The organism is Thermus tengchongensis, assembly GCF_021462405.1.
Lineage (GTDB): Bacteria > Deinococcota > Deinococci > Deinococcales > Thermaceae > Thermus > Thermus tengchongensis.
This window is the reverse complement of sequence record NZ_JAKEDU010000011.1, coordinates 1-15,493: the sequence shown is the minus strand read 5'-3', so window position 1 is coordinate 15,493 and position 15,493 is coordinate 1. Positions and strand designations below refer to the sequence as shown.

The window sequence follows — 15,493 nt, the reverse complement described above, 5'->3', positions numbered from 1 at the left end:
CATGAGGGAACGGCGCGGTTATGAAGAGGCTTTGGAGCGGGAGCTCTTCCGTGAGGAGTTTCCCTTTGGCCCTGTGTCCCGGCGGGGGTTCTTGGCTTTGGGGCTTTTGTCCCTGGCCGCCTGTACCCCGGTGGTGCGGCGGAAGGGGGTACCCTACGTGCGCCAGCCGGAATGGGTGGTGGAGGGGGGAGAGGCGGAGTTCGTCACCGCCACGGTCCATGCCGGCTTTGCCGAGCCGGTGCGGGTAAAGGTCTACCAGGAAAGGCCCCTCTTCCTGGCGCCTTTGGAAAGGGCCATGAGCCCCTATCCCCTGGCGGGGCTATACGCCCTCTACGACCCGGCCCGCCAGGGGAAGACCCCGGATTGGGAAGGCTTCTACCAGGCCTGGCGGAAGGCCTTGGCGGAGGGGGAGACCCTTCTGGTCCTGCCCCGCACCACCTCCCCTAGGCTCGAGGGCCTGTTGGAAAGAGCCCAGGCCCGCTTCCCCAACCTCCGGGTGGCCCGGTTTGAGGCTTGGAGCCTGGAGAACCTCTACCTGGGAGCGGAGCTGGCCTTCGGGCGGAGGGCCTGGCCCGTGTACACCCCGGAGCGGGCGGGGACGGTGCTCCTTCTGGATGTGGAGGCGCACGAGCACCCGGCGGGTTACCTCTGGTGGGCGGCCCTAAGCCAAAGGCGCCTTCCCCCCATGAACCGCATCTATGCGGTGGAAAGCGGGGCAAGCCTTTTGGGCAGCATGGCGGACCACCGCTTGGCCTTGAAGCCCAGCCAGGTGGAGGCCTTTGCCCTGGCCCTGGCCCAGACCCTGGGGGTGGTCCAGGGGACCCCCGCCTCGGACTACGGGGGGTTTCTCTCGGCCTTGGCGGAGGACCTGCAAAGGGGCGGGGTGGTCTTGGCCGGGCCCCAGCTTTCCCCGGGGGCCCAGGCCCTGGTCATGGCCATCAACCAGGTCCTTAAGGCCCCGGTGCGCTATGTGGAGCCCCCGGAGAAGGAGGCGGCTACCCCCAAAGCCTTTTCCCAGGCCGAGGGGGCCGAGCGCCTGGTGTGGGCGGCGGAGGGACCCTTGCCCAACCTTTCGGGCAAGGCCTTTTCCGCAGTCCTTTCCCTCTATCCCCACCAGGGGGCCGGTTGGAGCCTGCCCTTGGCCCATGCTCTTGAGGCCTCCGGTCAGCACCGGGATGCCGAGGGCCGGCTCTGGCCTGCCCAGGCCCTCATCCAACCCCTCTGGGGCGGGAAGAGCCTGGAGGAGGTGCTGGCGGGGCTTTTAGGGGAGGAGCTGCCCGCCCTTTCCCCCGAGGAGAAGCGGGCCCTGACGGAGGGGAGGCCCTTGGCGGAAGCGGAAGAGGTGCCTGTGGCGGTACGCCCTGGGCTAGAAGGCCGCCTGCCCCCCTTGCGGGCGGAGGCCCCCCTGGAGCTCACCCTCCGCCCCGACTTCAGCCTCTTTGACGGGCGCTACCGCGACAACCCCTATTTGCAAGAGCTACCCCGGCCCCTGAGCCGCCTGGTCTGGGATGGGGCCCTGCTCCTTGGGGAGGAGGATACCGAGGCCCTGGGCCTCTTAGGGGATATCCGGGCCAGGGAGCGGAAGGCGGATCCCAAGCGCCCCCTCCTACGGGTTAAGGCGGGGGGGAAGGAGGCCCTTCTGCCCCTTTGGCCTCTGCCCGGTCTGCCCAAGGGGAGCGGGGTGGCTCCCCTCTCCCACTTCTTCCACCCTGAAGGGGTGGTCTGGCCCATGGAGGTGGCTGCCACGGGCCGGCATTACCCCTTGGTGTCCACCCAGTACCACGGGTACTTGGGCGAGGTGGAGGCGGTGAAGGTGATGGAGGAGGCCCAGGCCCTCGAGGCCGAGCCGGAGAAGGAGAAGCGGATCTCCTTCTACCCCCCCTGGCCCCAGGGGGAACACGCCTGGGCCATGACCGTGGACCTCAGCCGCTGCCTGGGGTGTGGGCTTTGCACCCTGGCCTGCCAGGTGGAGAACAACATCCCCGTGGTGGGCAAGGAGGAGGTGGCCAAGGGGCGGGAGATGCACTGGATCCGCGTGGACCGCTACTTCGCCGAGGAGGGGGTGGTGCACCAGCCGGTGATGTGCCAGCACTGCGAAAAGGCACCCTGTGAGGCGGTCTGCCCAGTGGCGGCCACGGAGCACTCCAGCGAGGGCTTGAACCTTATGGTCTACAACCGCTGCGTGGGCACCAAGTACTGCTCCGCCAACTGCCCCTACAAGGCGAGGCGCTTCAACTTCTTCCCCTACGGGGAGGCCTTCGTGGGCAAGGGGGACCCCAGAAGGGCTAAGGAAAGCCCCCTCTCCCTCCTCATGAACCCCGAGGTGACGGTGCGGAGCCGCGGGGTGATGGAGAAGTGCACCTACTGCGTGCAGCGCATTGAAACCACCCGGGCCCGGGCAGCTCAGGAGGGGCGGAAGATCCGCACCGGGGAGATCAAGACCGCCTGCCAGGAGGTCTGCCCGGGGAAGGCCATCCACTTCGGGGACCTCCTGGACCCCGAGGACCCCATCCAGTCCCACCGCAAGGAGGGGCGGCACTACACCCTGCTGGAGGAAGCCAACACCTGGCCCCGCACCACCTACCTGGCCCACCTGAAAAACCCCAATCCCAAGCTGAAGGAGGGGAAGCATGGCGCATAAGGAACCCCACCCCGACCGCGACCTGATCCAAGGGGAGTGGACGGAAAGGACCCTGGTGGAAAAGCTCTTGGAGCCCGTGGAAAAGCCTCCGCCCCGGCCCTGGAAGGTGGTGGTGGCCGTGGGGGCGGCCCTGACCCTAGTCTGGCTCTACGCCATCTTCGTCACCTTCGTCAAAGGCCTGGGCACCTGGGGCATCAACCAGCCCGTGGCCTGGGGGCTGGACATCGTGCACTTCGTCTGGTGGATCGGCATCGGCCACGCGGGGACCCTGATCAGCGCCATCCTGGTCCTCATGCGCCAGAACTGGCGGGACTCCCTGAACCGGGTCACCGAGGCCATGACCTTCTTCGCCATCCTGGCCGCGGCCACCTTCCCCCTCATCCACATGGGCCGGCCCCAGCACTTCTACTGGGTCATGCCCTACCCCACCCACATGGCCCTCTGGCCCCAGTACAAGAGCCCCCTCTCCTGGGACGTGCTGGCCATCATGACCTACATCACCATCTCCACCCTCTTCCTCTACCTGGGCCTGATCCCCGACCTGGCCCTGTTGCGGGAGCGGAGCAGGGGGTGGCGCCGTAAGTTTTACGGTTGGCTTTCCCTGGGCTGGACGGGCAACGCCGTCCACTGGCAGCGCTACCGGGCGGTGTACGTGCTCCTGGCAGGCCTGGCTACCCCAGTGGTGATCTCCGTGCACTCGGTGGTGAGCATGGACTTCGCCTATGGCCTGGTGCCGGGATGGCACCTCACCGTCTTCCCCCCCTTCTTCGCCGCAGGGGCCATCTACTCGGGCTTCGCCATGGCCCTGACCCTCATCATCCCCCTAAGGAAGTGGTACCGGCTGGAGGGGGTGATCACCGACCGCCACCTGGACTGGATGGCCAAGGTGACCCTGGCCTCGGGGCTTGGGGTGGCCTACATCTACCTCCTGGAGATCTTCATCGCCTGGTACGCGGGGGAGCCTGCGGAGTGGGCGCAGCAGGTTTGGCGCATGACCGGGCCTTATGCCCCCTACTACTGGGCCATGATGCTCATCAACGTGGTCCTCTTGCAGACCCTTTGGTTCCCCCGCTTCCGCAAGAACCTCACCTGGCTTTTCGTCTTCTCCATCCTGGCCAACGTGGGCATGTGGCTGGAGCGCTTCGTGATCGTGGTGATCAGCCTGTCCCACGACTTCCTCCCCGGGAACTTCCAGCTTTACTACCCCACCTGGGTGGACTGGACCCTCTTCCTCGGGACCATCGGCTTCTTCCTCTTCGGTCTTTCCCTTTTCATCCGCATCTTCCCCCCCATCGCCGTGGCGGAGATGGTCCACCTGTTCCACCGCCTGAGAAAGCACTAGGAGGGGCCCATGCTGTATGGACTCATGGCCTACTTTGACTCGGCGGAAAGGCTTTTGGAGGCCTTGAGGGTGCTCAAGGGAAGGGGATACCGCCACCTCGAGGCCCTCGCCCCAAACCCCGTGGAGGGCATAGAGGAGGTGCTGGGTGGGGACGGGCGCATTCCCTGGATCGCCTTCGGTCTGGGGGTCTTGGGGGTGGGCCTGGGGCTTTTCCTCCAGATCTACACCACCTTGGACTATCCCCACAACGCCGGGGGCAAGCCCCTGTTGGGCTGGCCCGCCTTCATTCCCGTGACCTTTGAGCTCACCATCCTCACCATCACCGTGGGGATCTTCCTCTTTCTCCTGTACATAAACGGCCTCCCCCTGGCCGCCCACCCCGCGGTGCGGGCCAAGGAGTACGTGCGGGTCCTTTTGGACGAGTACGGGGTCTTCGTCTACGCCACAGACCCCCGGTTCGACCTGGAGAGCACCAAGGCCCTTCTGCGGGAACTGGGGGCGGAGGTGGAGGAGGTGCGGCGTGATTAGGCTCCTCCTTCTCCTTCTTCCTCTCCTTTCCGCCTGCGGCTGGATGTGGGACCAGCCCAAGGTGAAGCCCTTTCGGGAAGCCCCTTTGCAGGTCCAGGTGGCCCCGGAACGGGTGCGCTTCGGGGAGAACCTGAACCTGGAGGTGCGTACCGGGCTCAAGCCCGAGGGGGGGTTTGCCGACAACCCCTTCACCTTCACGGAGGGGGAGCTTTTGCGGGGCAAGGTCCTCTACCGCTCCTTCTGTGCCATCTGCCACGGGCTTAACGGGGAGGGGGACGGGCGGGTGATCCCCTTGGGGATGCCCAAGCCCCGCTCCTTGCTGGATCCAGCGGTGAAGGCCATGCCCGAGGGCTACTTCTACTTTGCCGCCACCAACGGCTTTGGCCGCATGCTCTCCTACAAGAGCCGCATCCCGGAGAGGGAGCGCTGGCTCATCGCCCGCTACATCAAGCAGTGCCTCCAGATGGAGGCCTGCCCCCTGGAGGTGGTGAATGCAGAGGTCTATTGAAGTGGGCCGCTCTGGAGCCTTTTACCTGGGCCTTCTGCTCTACGCCTTGGCCTTCCTCTTCGGGGCCCCCGCCGCCTACTTCCCCTTCGCCTTCTTCCTCCTGCTTTCCCTGGGGGCGCTTTTGCTCCTCCTCCTGCACAACGCCCTGCAGAGCCGCTGGGGGGTACCCTTGGAGCCTTACCTCTACCCCCTGGCCCGGACCCTTCCCCTCATGGGCTTGTTGGGCCTTCCCTTCTTCCTCTTCCTGCCGGAGCTCTTTCCCTGGGCCCGGCCGGGGGCCAGCCTGGACCCCATCCTGGCCCACCGCGAGGGGTACCTGAACGCCCCCTTCATGCTCCTGCGCTACGTCCTCTTCTTCACCCTCTTCTCCTGGGTACTCCTGAAGCTGAAACCCGGGGAGCACCGCTCCGAGGTGGGGGCCTGGGGGCTGCCCCTCACCTTCGCCGCCGCCACCTTCCTCACCTATGACCTCTTCATGGCCCTCGAGGCCCACTTCTACTCCGCCTCCTTTGGGGCCATCCTCCTCCTCTCCGCCACCCTCCTGGCCCTGGCCGTGGCCGTGGCCTTGGCCGCCCGCCAGGGTACGGCGGCCCTTATGGGCCAGGCCCAGAACCATACCAACCTCCTTCTGGCCCTGTCCATCATTTGGATCTACGTGGAGGCCACCACCCTCATCATCGTCTGGGGCGGGGACCTGCCCCACGAGGTGGAGTTCTACCTGAAGCGGCTGGAGGGTCCTTGGGGAGGGGTGGCCGCCCTATGGGCCGTAGGTGGGTTCCTCCTCCCTTTCCTCTACCTTCTCACCAACCTGCCCAAGCGGGAGGCCCGGTTTCTCCTGCCCGTGGCCCTTTGGATTCCCCTTTTCCGCCTTCTGCACCTGGCCTGGTACGTGCTCCCCGCCCTGGGGCGGGGGGTGGGGATCGGGGAGGTGCTGGGTTTCCTGGGCCTTGGCCTCTTCTTCCTCCAGCGCCTGCGGAACCCCTCCTGAGGATTCCCTAAACCAGGGATGGCCCCGCCCAGAGGGCGGGGCATTTGCACCTACCTTCACAAAGAGGATGGGTGCATCCTGGACTTAGGGGTACACGGTAAGGGTACCCGGGAGGTGGAAGATGGCGACGAAGGTTCTGGTTCTGGGAGGCGGCTCGGGTGGCCTGGTGGCGGCCAACAAGGTGAAGAAGCTTTTGGGCCGCGAGGTGGAGGTCACCCTGGTGGACAAGAACGCCTACCACGAGTTCATGCCCGCCTACCCCTGGGTGGCCTTCGGCATGCGGGAGCCCGAGCAGGTGAGGAGGCCCCTGGCCAACCTGGAAAAACGGGGCATCCAGTACCTGCAGGCCATGGTGGAGGCCCTGGACCCGGCCAACAACAAGGTGCGGACCAGCGCCGGGGAGCTCGCCTACGACTACCTGATCGTCTCCCTGGGGGCCGAGCCGTTGCCTTCCCCCGCCCAGGACAGCTACGCTCCCTGGAGCTTGGAAGGAGCTTTGAAGCTCCGGGAAGCCCTCAAAGGTTTCAAGGGCGGCAGGGTGGTGGTGGGGGTTTCCTCCCCCTACTACCCCTGCCCTCCCGCCCCTTATGAGGTGGCCGGCCAGGCGGAGTTTGCCCTGAAGGTCAAGGGGGTGCGGGAAAAGAGCACCGTGGACGTTTTCCACCTGAACCCCTTGCCCCTGGCGGGCATGGGTCCGGTGATCTCGGGGAAGGTCATGGAGATCCTCCGTTCCAAGGGCATCGCCTTCCACGGGGAGTTTGAGCCGGTGGCCTTTGAGGGGGGCAAGGTCAAGGCCAAGGACGGGCGGGAGCTTCCCTACGACCTCCTCATCCTCACCCCGCCCTTCGCCCCCAACCGGGTGGTGCGGGAGTCCCCCCTGGCGGGGCCTCAGGGCTTCCCCGAGGTGCACAAGTCCACCTTCCGCTCCACCAAGTTCCCCAACGTCTTCGTCATCGGGGACACGGTGAACCCCTCCCTGATGCTGCCCCCCGCCGGGGTGGTGGCCCACTTCCAAGGGGAGTACGTGGCCGGGGTCATTGCCTCCGACCTCAAGGGGGCCTATATCGGCGAGCCCTTCAACCCCGTGGCCATGTGCATCATGGACTTCGGCGATAACGCCCTCCTGCCCCAGTGCTCCTTTGAGCGGCTCCTGGCGGGCACGGGTATGCCCTCCTGCGGCGTGATGGCCGTGGGCAAGTGGGTGCGGGTGACCAAGATGCTCTTTGAGGGCTTCTGGTTCGCCACCTTGATCGAGTAGGAGGGGCTATGGAAAAGATGCTTACGGTGGAAGAAAGGCTAGCCCACATAGAGGAGGTCTTGGAAAAGAGTGGGCTCGGCCTCCTGGCCCAGATGGGGGCCGGGGAGACCCTTGCCGAGAACCTGGGCCTTCTCTTGGACCCCAAGAACCTGCAGCTCATCTCCCTCCTGGCCCGCTTCCTGGACCAGGCCGAGGCCCTGGAGAAGCTAGCGGAAACCTTAGAGAAACTGGAGAAATCGGGGGCCCTGGCCTTCTTGGGCCACCTCTCGGAGAACTTCGGGGAGGGCTTGGGGATGCTCATGGAGCCCCAGCTCCTAAGGCTCCTCTCCCATGGGGCCAACGTCCTGGACATCCTTTCCCGCATTGAGCCCGCGGCCATCGGCATGATGGCGGGCGCCCTGCAGCGGGGCCTCTCCGAGACCTTCACCCCCGAGGTGATGCGGGATCCGCCCCGGGTAGGCCTCACGGGGGTCTTGAAGCAGCTTTCTGACCCCGAGGTGCAGAAGGCTTTGGGCGTCCTCTTCTTGCTCCTGAAGGCCTTGGGTAAGGCTTTTGGCCACCTCAACGAGGACATGAAGGCCCTCGAGGCCCTCATGGCCAAGATGATGCCCAAGAAGTAAGGGCCAAGCGCGCCCCTCTTCTTGGGGCCCCCGTTGCGGCGCAAGCCGCAACGGGGTTTTAGGCCAGGGTCACCCGGTCCCGCCCGGTTTCCTTGGCCCGCAGGAGGGCGTAGTCGGCCTTCAGGATCCAGTCCTCCACCTGCGCTTCCCCTTCCGGCACCTCTCCGCCGGCGATGCCCGCGGAGAGGGTGAGGGGGTAGGGGATGGGTTCCACCCGTTGGGTGCGGAAGCGGTAGCGGATGCGTTCCACCACCTCCTTGGCCGCTTCGCGGTTGGCCCCGTAGAGGAGGAGCAAAAACTCCTCCCCCCCGTAGCGCACCGCCAGGTCTTCGCGGCGCACGCTGGCCTGGAGAATGCGCCCCAGGAGCCTTAGTACCTCATCCCCCACGGGGTGGCCGTAGGTGTCGTTCACCCGCTTGAAGCGGTCGATGTCCAGCATCACCACGCTCACGGGGGCCCCGTAGCGGCGGGCCAGGGCCAGGAGCTTGGGGAGCTCCACCTCCAGGCCCCTCCGGTTCAGGAGGCCCGTGAGGGGATCGGTGAGGGCCAGGGTACCCCACTCCACCTGCTTCAGCACCTGTTTGATGCGCTCCCCCAGGAGGGAGAGGAAGCCTTGGGGTACGGGTTCTTCCGGGGGGGTGCGCAGGTAGAGGTAGGCGGCGTCCCCGTTTAGGGGGATGGTCAAGGAGTGGGGGGTACGCTCCCCCACCAGGCCCCGCCTTCCCCGCACCTCGAGGCCCACCGCCTGGGGAACGAGGTGCTGGGCTGCCCCCAGGGCCTCCAGGAGGACTCCTTCTGGGCTCAGGGTCTGGGTCACGCTGGGGGAAAGGCGGGCCAGCGCCTCCAAGAAGTGGGTCCAGCGGACCCGCTTCTCCTCGGTGCGCCGCCACTCCAGGTGGAGGGCATAGAGAAGGCCTAGCGCTCCCACCAGCCCCCCGTAAAGGGCCAGGAGCCGGACACTCCAGGGGGTGGGGTCGTTGAGAAGGACGGCGGGCATGAAAAAGAGGCTGCCCAGGGCCAGGGCTTGCCCCAAAAAGGAGGCGCGTCCTTCCCGCTCCTCCACCACCCCCAGGGCCAGGAGGAGGTACCCCAAGGTCCAGAGGAGGTGGACGGGGTGGCCCGTGGGGTAGCCGCCCGCCGCTTCCAGGAAGGCGTAGGCCATGTCCGCTACCAAGAAGAGGAGGAAGCCCACCCCCCAAAGGGCCCGTCCCCCCGGAAGGCCTTCCTGGAACAGGGGCTCCAGCCTGAGCAGAAGAAGGAGAAGGAGGAGGGCATCCCACACGGTGTAGATCCGGTCTATGCCCAGTTCCGGCTTCAAAGCAGAGGCCAGGCCCAGAAGGGCCAGGGGCATCAGAAGGAGGCTTAGGCGAGGCTTCTCCCCGGGGATCTTGAGAAGAGCCCAGGTTAAGGCGGCATACCCCACCACGTAGGGGAACTCCAGGTACAGGCCTCGGGGTAGGCTCTTCAGATCTTCCAGGGTCCAGGCCAGGTCCCCGAGCCCCAGGAAGAGAAGCCCCAGGCCCCAGGATTCCTGCCGGTGCCTGAGAAGGAAAACCCCCCCTCCCAGGGCCACCAGGGGGGTGAGGAAGCGCTCGCTCCACGGGGCGGTGGGGGGGAATAGACCCAGGAATACAAGAAGGGCGACAAGCCCTAACCCATAGGCGACCACGGCCACAGTTTAGCCTAGGACTGGCTCCGGTGGGTGCGTTTTGGCCAGGGCCTCGAGGGCTTCCCTAAGCGCTTCTATTCCTTTCAGGAACTCCTCCACCTCTATGTGCTCGTGGGGGGTGTGGTCCAGGGTGGAGTCCCCCGGGCCGTAGGCCACCATGGGCACCTTCCAATGGGGCGCCAGGACGTTCATGTCGCTGGTGCCGGTCTTCAGCTTGAACACGGGCTTCCCCCCGGCCTTGCGGATCCCCTGGCGCAGGGCCCGGGTGAGGGGGGTGTCCTTGGGGCCCAGGTAGGGCACCTCCCGGCCGAAGAACTCCAGCTCGATGGTAGGAGGGGCGTAGGCGGTGAGGTGGCGGATGGCCTCTTCCGGGGGAAGCCTAGGGGGAAGGCGCAGGTCAAAGAACATCTCCGCCACCTGCTTGAGCTCTGCGGGGTGGACCCGGAAGTCCCGCAGGGTGTACTGCACCTGGTCGAAGGCCCTTTGCCCCACGTTCATGGCCTCGGCCCAGGCCTTGATGGCCACGAAGTAGCTGATGAGTTCCTCCGCGGCGTTGGGCTCGTGGTGGGCGGAGTGGAAGTTGTCCTTTTCCCGCCTGGCCTTCACCAGAAGCCTCCCCTTGTAGCCCAGGGTGATGCCCTCCCAGCCCGAGGGCTCGCCGATGACCACATAGTCCGGCTTGAGCCTGGGGGCCACGAAGCGGGCCCCCTTGGAGCTCGGGGCCTCCTCCTCCGTGGCCCCCACCAGGTGGACGGTGAGGCGCTTCCTGGCCTCCTGGGAAAGCCCCGCCGCGGCGAAGACCATGGCCACGAAAGGGCCCTTGGCGTCCACCGCCCCCCGGCCGAAGAGCTTGCCGCCCTCCAGCCTGACGGGCACCACCCCGGGCACGGTATCGATGTGGCCCAGGAGGACCACCTGCACGGGGCCTTCCCCCACCTGTCCCCGGGCGTTGTCCGCTTCGTCCACGAAGCCCCTAAGGCCCAGCCGCTTCATCCCCTCCGCCAGGTACTCTGCCACCAGGCGTTCTTCCCCTGAGGGGGAGGGGATCTCCAGGGCCCCTTTGAGGAACTCCACGGGGTCTAAGGTGTCCGCCTTCATCTCAGGAGGTAAGCACCGCCCGCACCGCCTCCACCACCCGCTCCAGGTCAGCCTTCTCGATCACCAAGGGGGGCAGGAAGCGGATCACCGTGGGGCCCGCCTGCAGGGTCAGCACCCGGTGTTCCTTCTCCAGGCGCTCGATGTAGGGGGCGGCCTTCTCCTTGAGCTCGAGGCCCACCATGAGGCCCAGGCCCCGCACCTCCCGGACCTTGGGGGAGGGTATCTCCTTGAGCTTCTCCATGAACCAGGGGCCTAGCTCCGCCGCCCGCTCCCAAAGCCGGGTGCGCTCCAGGTAGCGCAGGGCGGCCACCCCCGCGGCCATGGCCAGGGGGTTCCCGCCGAAGGTGGTGCCGTGCCCGCCTTTGGGCATGCTCCTGGCCACCTCCTCCCGCATCACCGCCGCCCCTATGGGCACCCCGCCCCCCAGGGCCTTGGCCAGGGTGAGGATGTCGGGCACCACCCCGTAGTGCTCAAAGGCGAAGCGCCGCCCCGTGCGGCCCATGCCGGTCTGGATCTCATCCAGGATGAGGAGGGCACCCTTTTCCCAAGTCACCTCCCGGGCGGCTTGCAAAAACTCCGGGGTGGCGGGGCGCACACCCCCTTCCCCTTGGACGGGCTCGAGGATCACCGCCGCGGTTTCCTCGTCCACCGCCCGCCTCAGGGCCTCCACATCGTTATAGGGGATGAACTCCACGGGGCCTAGGAGGGGCATAAAGGGCTCGCGGTACTTGGGCTCCCAGGTGACGGAAAGGCTCCCCAGGGTGCGGCCCGAGAACCCCCGCATGGCCGCCACCAGCTTCCGCCTCTTGGTGTGGGCCCAGGCGAACTTGATGGCCGCCTCGTTGGCCTCGGTGCCGGAGTTGGTGGGGAAGACCCGGTTGAGCTCGGGGGGAAGGAGGCTTACCAGGGTGCGGTAGAACTCCCCCCGCATGGGGGTGGGCAGGGTCTGGGGCATGGAGAGGAGGGTTTCCGCCTGCTTCTTGATGGCCTCCACCACCTCGGGGTTGGCGTGGCCCAGGTTGGCCACCCCGTAGCCCCCCACGCAGTCGATGTACTCGTGGCCCTCGGCATCCCAGACCCGGGCTCCCTGTCCCCGTACCAAAAGGAGGTCGTGCTTGGTGTAGACGCCGGTGTCCAGGCTCTTTTCCGCTTCTAAAAGCGTCCGCCAGTCCTCCTTCACCATGCCTTCCTCCCAAAAGAAAAGCCCCCGGGCGGGCCCGGGAAGCCAGGCTTCCCAGGCCCCATCAGGTTTTGCCCCGGGCGGCCATCTCCCCTTCAGGGTAGGGGGGCGGGACCACCTTGTCAACGGATAGACTGGGGAGGTGCTGGCCTATGTGGGCTTGGGTTCCAACCTGGGGGACCGGGCGGGCTATCTTTTACAGGCCCTTTCCCTCCTTTCCCGGCTCCCCGAGACCCGGCTTCTGCGGCTTTCCCCCGTGTACGAAACCGATCCCGTGGGCCCGCCCCAGCCTCCTTACCTGAACCTGGTGGCGGAGGTGGACACAGGGCTTCCTCCCCAGCGCCTCTTGGAGGCCCTCCTCGAGATCGAGCGGGCTTTGGGGCGGGAGCGTAAGGAGCGCTGGGGGCCTCGGACCATTGACCTGGACCTCCTTCTCTATGGGGACTGGGTCCTGGAGGAGGAGGGCCTCGAGGTGCCCCATCCCCGGCTCCACCAGCGGGCCTTCGTCCTGGTGCCCCTGGCCGACCTCATCCCGGAGGGGCGCCACCCGGTGCTCGGGCGCACCTTTGCTGAGCTCCTCGCCCTCCTGGACCGCAAGGGGGTGCGGCCCTTTGTGCTATAGTGGGGGCATCGCGGATCCTAGCCGCGCAAAGGGAGAAGGAAAGTGGAGCTAGAAGCTGGAAGCGTTGTAGAGGGTCGGGTGGTGCGGGTTACGGATTTTGGCGCCTTTGTGGAGCTCCCGGGGGGCGAGCAGGGGCTGGTGCATATCTCCCAGATCGCCCACGAGTTCGTGAGGAACGTGCGGGACTTCCTCAATGAGGGGGACATCGTCCAGGTGATGGTGAAGGGACGGGATGCCAAGGGCCGTCTGGACCTTTCCATCAAGGACCTTACCCCCGCCCCGGAAGGGGCTCCGCCCCCCAGGCCCCGGCGCCTGCCCAAGCAGTCCCCGGAGTTTGAGAACAAGCTCAAAAGCTTCCTCCGGGGTACCGGGGGCTTTGGCGGCAAGGGGGGCAAGAAGGGCGGTAGGAGGAAGCGCTAGCCCAAAGGGTTCCCCGGGGGTGTATGCCCCCGGGGTTTTGCTTTAAAGTGATGGGGTATGGCGAAGCCCATAGAGGTTACCGACGCCAACTTTGACCAGACCTTAGGCGGACACCCCCTGGTCCTGGTGGACTTCTGGGCGGAGTGGTGCGCTCCTTGCCGCATGATCGCTCCCATCCTCGAGGAGCTGGCTAGGGAGTACGAGGGGAAGCTCTTGGTGGCCAAGCTGGACGTGGACGAAAACCCCAAGACGGCCATGCGCTTTAGGGTCATGAGCATCCCCACGGTGATCCTCTTCAAAAACGGCCAGCCGGTGGAGGTCCTGGTGGGGGCCCAGCCCAAGCGCAATTTTGAGGCCAAAATCCAAAAGCACCTGCCCCCAAGCGCATGAACGTGAGGATCGCCCTGGACGCCATGGGGGGGGACCGGGGCCCCGGGGTCACGGTCCAGGGGGCCCTCCTGGCGGCAAAGGAGGGGGTGGAGGTCCTCCTGGTGGGGGAGGAGGTCCGCCTGCGGGCCGAGCTTGCCCGCCTGGGGGCTTCCTTGCCCATCCACCATGCTCCGGACTGGATCCCCATGGAGGAGCACGCCACCGAGGTGAGGAGGCGCCGGGAAAGCTCCATCATGGTGGCCATGGACCTCCTGAAGCGGGGCGAGGTGGAGGCGGTGGTTTCCATGGGCCACACCGGGGCCACCATGGCCGCGGCCCTCTTTACCCTGGGGCGGGTCAAGGGGGTGGAACGGCCTGCCCTCTTGGTGGAGTTCCCCAGCCAAAGAGGGCGCACCTTCCTCCTGGACGGGGGGGCCAACGCCGACTGCAGGCCCTCTTTCTTGGTGCAGTTCGCCGCCATGGGCCTGGCCTATGCCGAGGCCTCGGGGCTTCCCGGGGCCAAGGTGGGCCTCCTCTCCATCGGGGAGGAGGAGGGGAAGGGCAACGCCTTGGTGCTGGAGGCCTACCCCCTCCTCAAGGCGGCCTTGGGGGAGCGCTTCTACGGCAACGTGGAGGGGCGGGACATCTTCTTGGGCACCGCGGAGGTGGTGGTCACCGACGGCTTTACCGGTAATGTGGTCCTGAAGCTGGCGGAGGGGGAGGCCAAGGTCCTCCTCAGCTGGATCAAGGAGGCCCTCACCTCTACTCCCCTGGCCCGGCTCGGGGCCCTCCTGGCCCGGGGGGCCTTGCGCCGGGTGCGGGAACGGGTGGATCCCGCCCAGTACGGGGCCATGCCCCTTCTGGGGGTGGAGGGGGCGGTCTTTATCGGCCACGGTTCCGCCGACGCTTTGGCGGTGAAAAACGCCCTTCTTCGGGCCAGGAGCCTGGTGGCGGCAGGGCTTTTGGACCGGGTGCGGGCGGGTCTTTCCGCCCTACACGTCTAGGATCACCTGGGCCTTCCATGCTCCGTTTTCCCGGCTCACCTCCAGGCCGTGGAAGGTGGCGCTTTTCACCTCTCCCTGGAAGCCAAAGCTCTCCTGGAAGGGTTCACCCCAAAGGGTGGCGGTAAGGCGGTAGCCCCCGGCTTCCGTTTGTACCCGTACCCGTGCCTTCCCGGGCACGAAGCCCTTGGTCTGGATCAGGTAGATGAGCTCGTTCAGGAAACGAACCAGGAGGGTTTCCAGGTCCTCCGCCTCCAGGGAAAGGCGCCTGCGCCGGCTTCCCCCTTTGGGGGGAGAGAGGAACATCACCTGGAGAAGCCCTTTCAGGGCGGCCTGGAAGAGGCCCTCGAGGCTTTCTGCCTCCAGGAGGAACCCCACGTCGGCGGTGTGGTCCAGGGGCTTTACCACCATGGCCCCTCCTGGGTGCCCTCCGTTCCGGAGAGGTGGAAGGTTTCCGTCCAGAGTCTTTCCGGATACCTTTCCATAAAATCCAGCAAGGACAGGGCCTGGGTCCGGTGCTGGGCCAGGGCCTTGAGCTTTCGGGCCAGGGCCCACTCGGGTAGGTGTAGGCGGTGGGTGACGGGCCAGGGGCCTTCGGGCCGCACGAAGTATGCCACCCGGGCCAGGCCCTCTGCCGCCCGGGTAGCGTAGCGGCTTGTGGCCACGTGGTCGGGGTGGCCGTTGATGCCATCAGGGGGAAAGGTCAGGACATAGCGGGGCCTTTGGGCAAGAAGCCTTTCCCGGATGGCCGCTTCCGCCTCGGGGTGGTCGAGGAGGCCTTTTCCCGAGGCTAGCCCGCGGGGTCCCTCCGCCGCCCCTTTGGGGCCCCTGTGGTCCAGGTGGGCCGCCTGGGGTAGGGCGTTGGGGAAGGAGAGGACCTCGAGGAAGTCCACCTCCAGGATCTCTGCCGCCCGCTCAAGCTCTTGGGTCCGCACCCTGGGCAGTTCCTCAGGGGGGCAAAGCCCCAGGGTTCTTCCCGCCTCCCCTCGGGTGAGGGTGAGGATGCCCGTCCTGAGCCCCTCCTTTTTGGCCAGAAGGAGCGCTCCCCCAGCGCCGAAGCTTTCGTCGTCGGGATGGGGGACCACCACCAAGAGGTCCAACATGCCCCCATCTTGACAGAAATGCCCCTGCCTGGTACATTCAATGTTGCGCCGGTTGGACCGGCGGGGGATCTTGAAAGCGCAGGAATAGGGCAACCCACGAGACAAAACGCCTTCGGGCGTTGATTTTATTGGAGAGTTTGATCCTG

Annotated in this window: 16 protein-coding genes; 11 read left to right on the top strand and 5 right to left on the bottom strand. The window is 66.5% G+C overall.

Annotation, left to right across the window (positions count from 1 at the left end; genetic code table 11):
- The first annotated feature begins 1 nt into the window (after position 1).
- The 7 genes from L1087_RS11090 (at position 2) to L1087_RS11060 (ending at position 7,885) form a co-directional block, all read left to right on the top strand.
- Positions 2 to 2,641: a 4Fe-4S dicluster domain-containing protein gene (locus L1087_RS11090; protein WP_234558958.1), complete on the top strand. Its 2,640-nt coding sequence runs from the start codon at positions 2 to 4 to the stop codon at positions 2,639 to 2,641.
- Positions 2,631 to 3,983, top strand: a complete 1,353-nt coding sequence (gene nrfD, locus L1087_RS11085) for an NrfD/PsrC family molybdoenzyme membrane anchor subunit (RefSeq protein ID WP_234558957.1) — start codon at positions 2,631 to 2,633, stop codon at positions 3,981 to 3,983. The genes L1087_RS11090 and nrfD overlap by 11 nt, the downstream gene beginning before the upstream one ends.
- Before the next feature lie 9 nt (positions 3,984 to 3,992).
- Entirely contained in the window at positions 3,993 to 4,511 is a 519-nt protein-coding gene (locus L1087_RS11080) for a DUF3341 domain-containing protein (protein ID WP_135260648.1), read from the top strand.
- On the top strand, positions 4,507 to 5,019 hold the full coding sequence (locus L1087_RS11075; protein ID WP_234558996.1) for a c-type cytochrome: 513 nt from the start codon (positions 4,507 to 4,509) through the stop codon (positions 5,017 to 5,019). The genes L1087_RS11080 and L1087_RS11075 overlap by 5 nt, the downstream gene beginning before the upstream one ends.
- On the top strand, positions 5,003 to 6,007 hold the full coding sequence (locus L1087_RS11070) for a hypothetical protein (RefSeq protein WP_234558956.1): 1,005 nt from the start codon (positions 5,003 to 5,005) through the stop codon (positions 6,005 to 6,007). Before L1087_RS11075 ends, L1087_RS11070 begins: the two co-directional genes overlap by 17 nt.
- A gap of 121 nt (positions 6,008 to 6,128) precedes the next feature.
- Positions 6,129 to 7,265 carry an NAD(P)/FAD-dependent oxidoreductase gene (locus L1087_RS11065; RefSeq protein ID WP_234558955.1) on the top strand — a complete coding sequence of 379 codons (1,137 nt, stop codon included), beginning with the start codon at positions 6,129 to 6,131 and terminating at the stop codon, positions 7,263 to 7,265.
- 8 nt (positions 7,266 to 7,273) lie between these two features.
- The gene (locus L1087_RS11060; protein WP_167764563.1) at positions 7,274 to 7,885 is read left to right on the top strand and encodes a DUF1641 domain-containing protein; all 612 of its coding nucleotides are present in this window, start codon (positions 7,274 to 7,276) and stop codon (positions 7,883 to 7,885) included.
- A 58-nt stretch (positions 7,886 to 7,943) separates the two neighbouring features.
- Here the strand turns inward: L1087_RS11060 and L1087_RS11055 are convergent, their stop codons facing one another.
- The 3 genes from L1087_RS11055 to lysJ are packed head-to-tail and all read right to left on the bottom strand — an operon-like array spanning position 7,944 to position 11,835.
- Positions 7,944 to 9,560, bottom strand: coding sequence for a GGDEF domain-containing protein (locus tag L1087_RS11055; protein WP_386083620.1), 1,617 nt, complete (start codon positions 9,558 to 9,560; stop codon positions 7,944 to 7,946).
- A 3-nt stretch (positions 9,561 to 9,563) separates the two neighbouring features.
- The gene (locus L1087_RS11050; RefSeq protein WP_234558951.1) at positions 9,564 to 10,652 is read right to left on the bottom strand and encodes a [LysW]-lysine hydrolase; all 1,089 of its coding nucleotides are present in this window, start codon (positions 10,650 to 10,652) and stop codon (positions 9,564 to 9,566) included.
- A 1-nt stretch (position 10,653) separates the two neighbouring features.
- Positions 10,654 to 11,835, bottom strand: a complete 1,182-nt coding sequence (gene lysJ / locus L1087_RS11045; RefSeq protein ID WP_234558950.1) for a [LysW]-aminoadipate semialdehyde transaminase LysJ — start codon at positions 11,833 to 11,835, stop codon at positions 10,654 to 10,656.
- 139 nt (positions 11,836 to 11,974) lie between these two features.
- Here lysJ and folK point away from each other — a divergent pair, with 139 nt between their 5' ends.
- The 4 genes from folK to plsX are packed head-to-tail and all read left to right on the top strand — an operon-like array spanning position 11,975 to position 14,247.
- Positions 11,975 to 12,454 (top strand): 2-amino-4-hydroxy-6-hydroxymethyldihydropteridine diphosphokinase, encoded by a 480-nt coding sequence (gene folK, locus L1087_RS11040; RefSeq protein WP_038040378.1) that lies wholly within the window; start codon positions 11,975 to 11,977, stop codon positions 12,452 to 12,454.
- A 42-nt stretch (positions 12,455 to 12,496) separates the two neighbouring features.
- On the top strand, positions 12,497 to 12,874 hold the full coding sequence (locus L1087_RS11035) for an RNA-binding protein S1 (protein ID WP_038040376.1): 378 nt from the start codon (positions 12,497 to 12,499) through the stop codon (positions 12,872 to 12,874).
- Between the two features lie 57 nt (positions 12,875 to 12,931).
- Positions 12,932 to 13,264: a thioredoxin gene (gene trxA / locus L1087_RS11030; protein WP_038040375.1), complete on the top strand. Its 333-nt coding sequence runs from the start codon at positions 12,932 to 12,934 to the stop codon at positions 13,262 to 13,264.
- Positions 13,265 to 13,266: 2 nt separating this feature from the next.
- Positions 13,267 to 14,247 (top strand): phosphate acyltransferase PlsX, encoded by a 981-nt coding sequence (gene plsX / locus L1087_RS11025; protein ID WP_234558995.1) that lies wholly within the window; start codon positions 13,267 to 13,269, stop codon positions 14,245 to 14,247.
- Here plsX and L1087_RS11020 read toward each other — a convergent pair.
- Together L1087_RS11020 and L1087_RS11015 are read right to left on the bottom strand one after the other, a co-directional pair.
- Positions 14,236 to 14,655, bottom strand: coding sequence for an archease (locus L1087_RS11020; RefSeq protein ID WP_234558948.1), 420 nt, complete (start codon positions 14,653 to 14,655; stop codon positions 14,236 to 14,238). The two genes, plsX and L1087_RS11020, sit on opposite strands and share 12 nt — an antisense overlap.
- The gene (locus L1087_RS11015) at positions 14,646 to 15,347 is read right to left on the bottom strand and encodes a PIG-L deacetylase family protein (RefSeq protein ID WP_167817000.1); all 702 of its coding nucleotides are present in this window, start codon (positions 15,345 to 15,347) and stop codon (positions 14,646 to 14,648) included. The genes L1087_RS11020 and L1087_RS11015 overlap by 10 nt, the downstream gene beginning before the upstream one ends.
- Between the last annotated feature and the right edge of the window lie 146 nt (positions 15,348 to 15,493).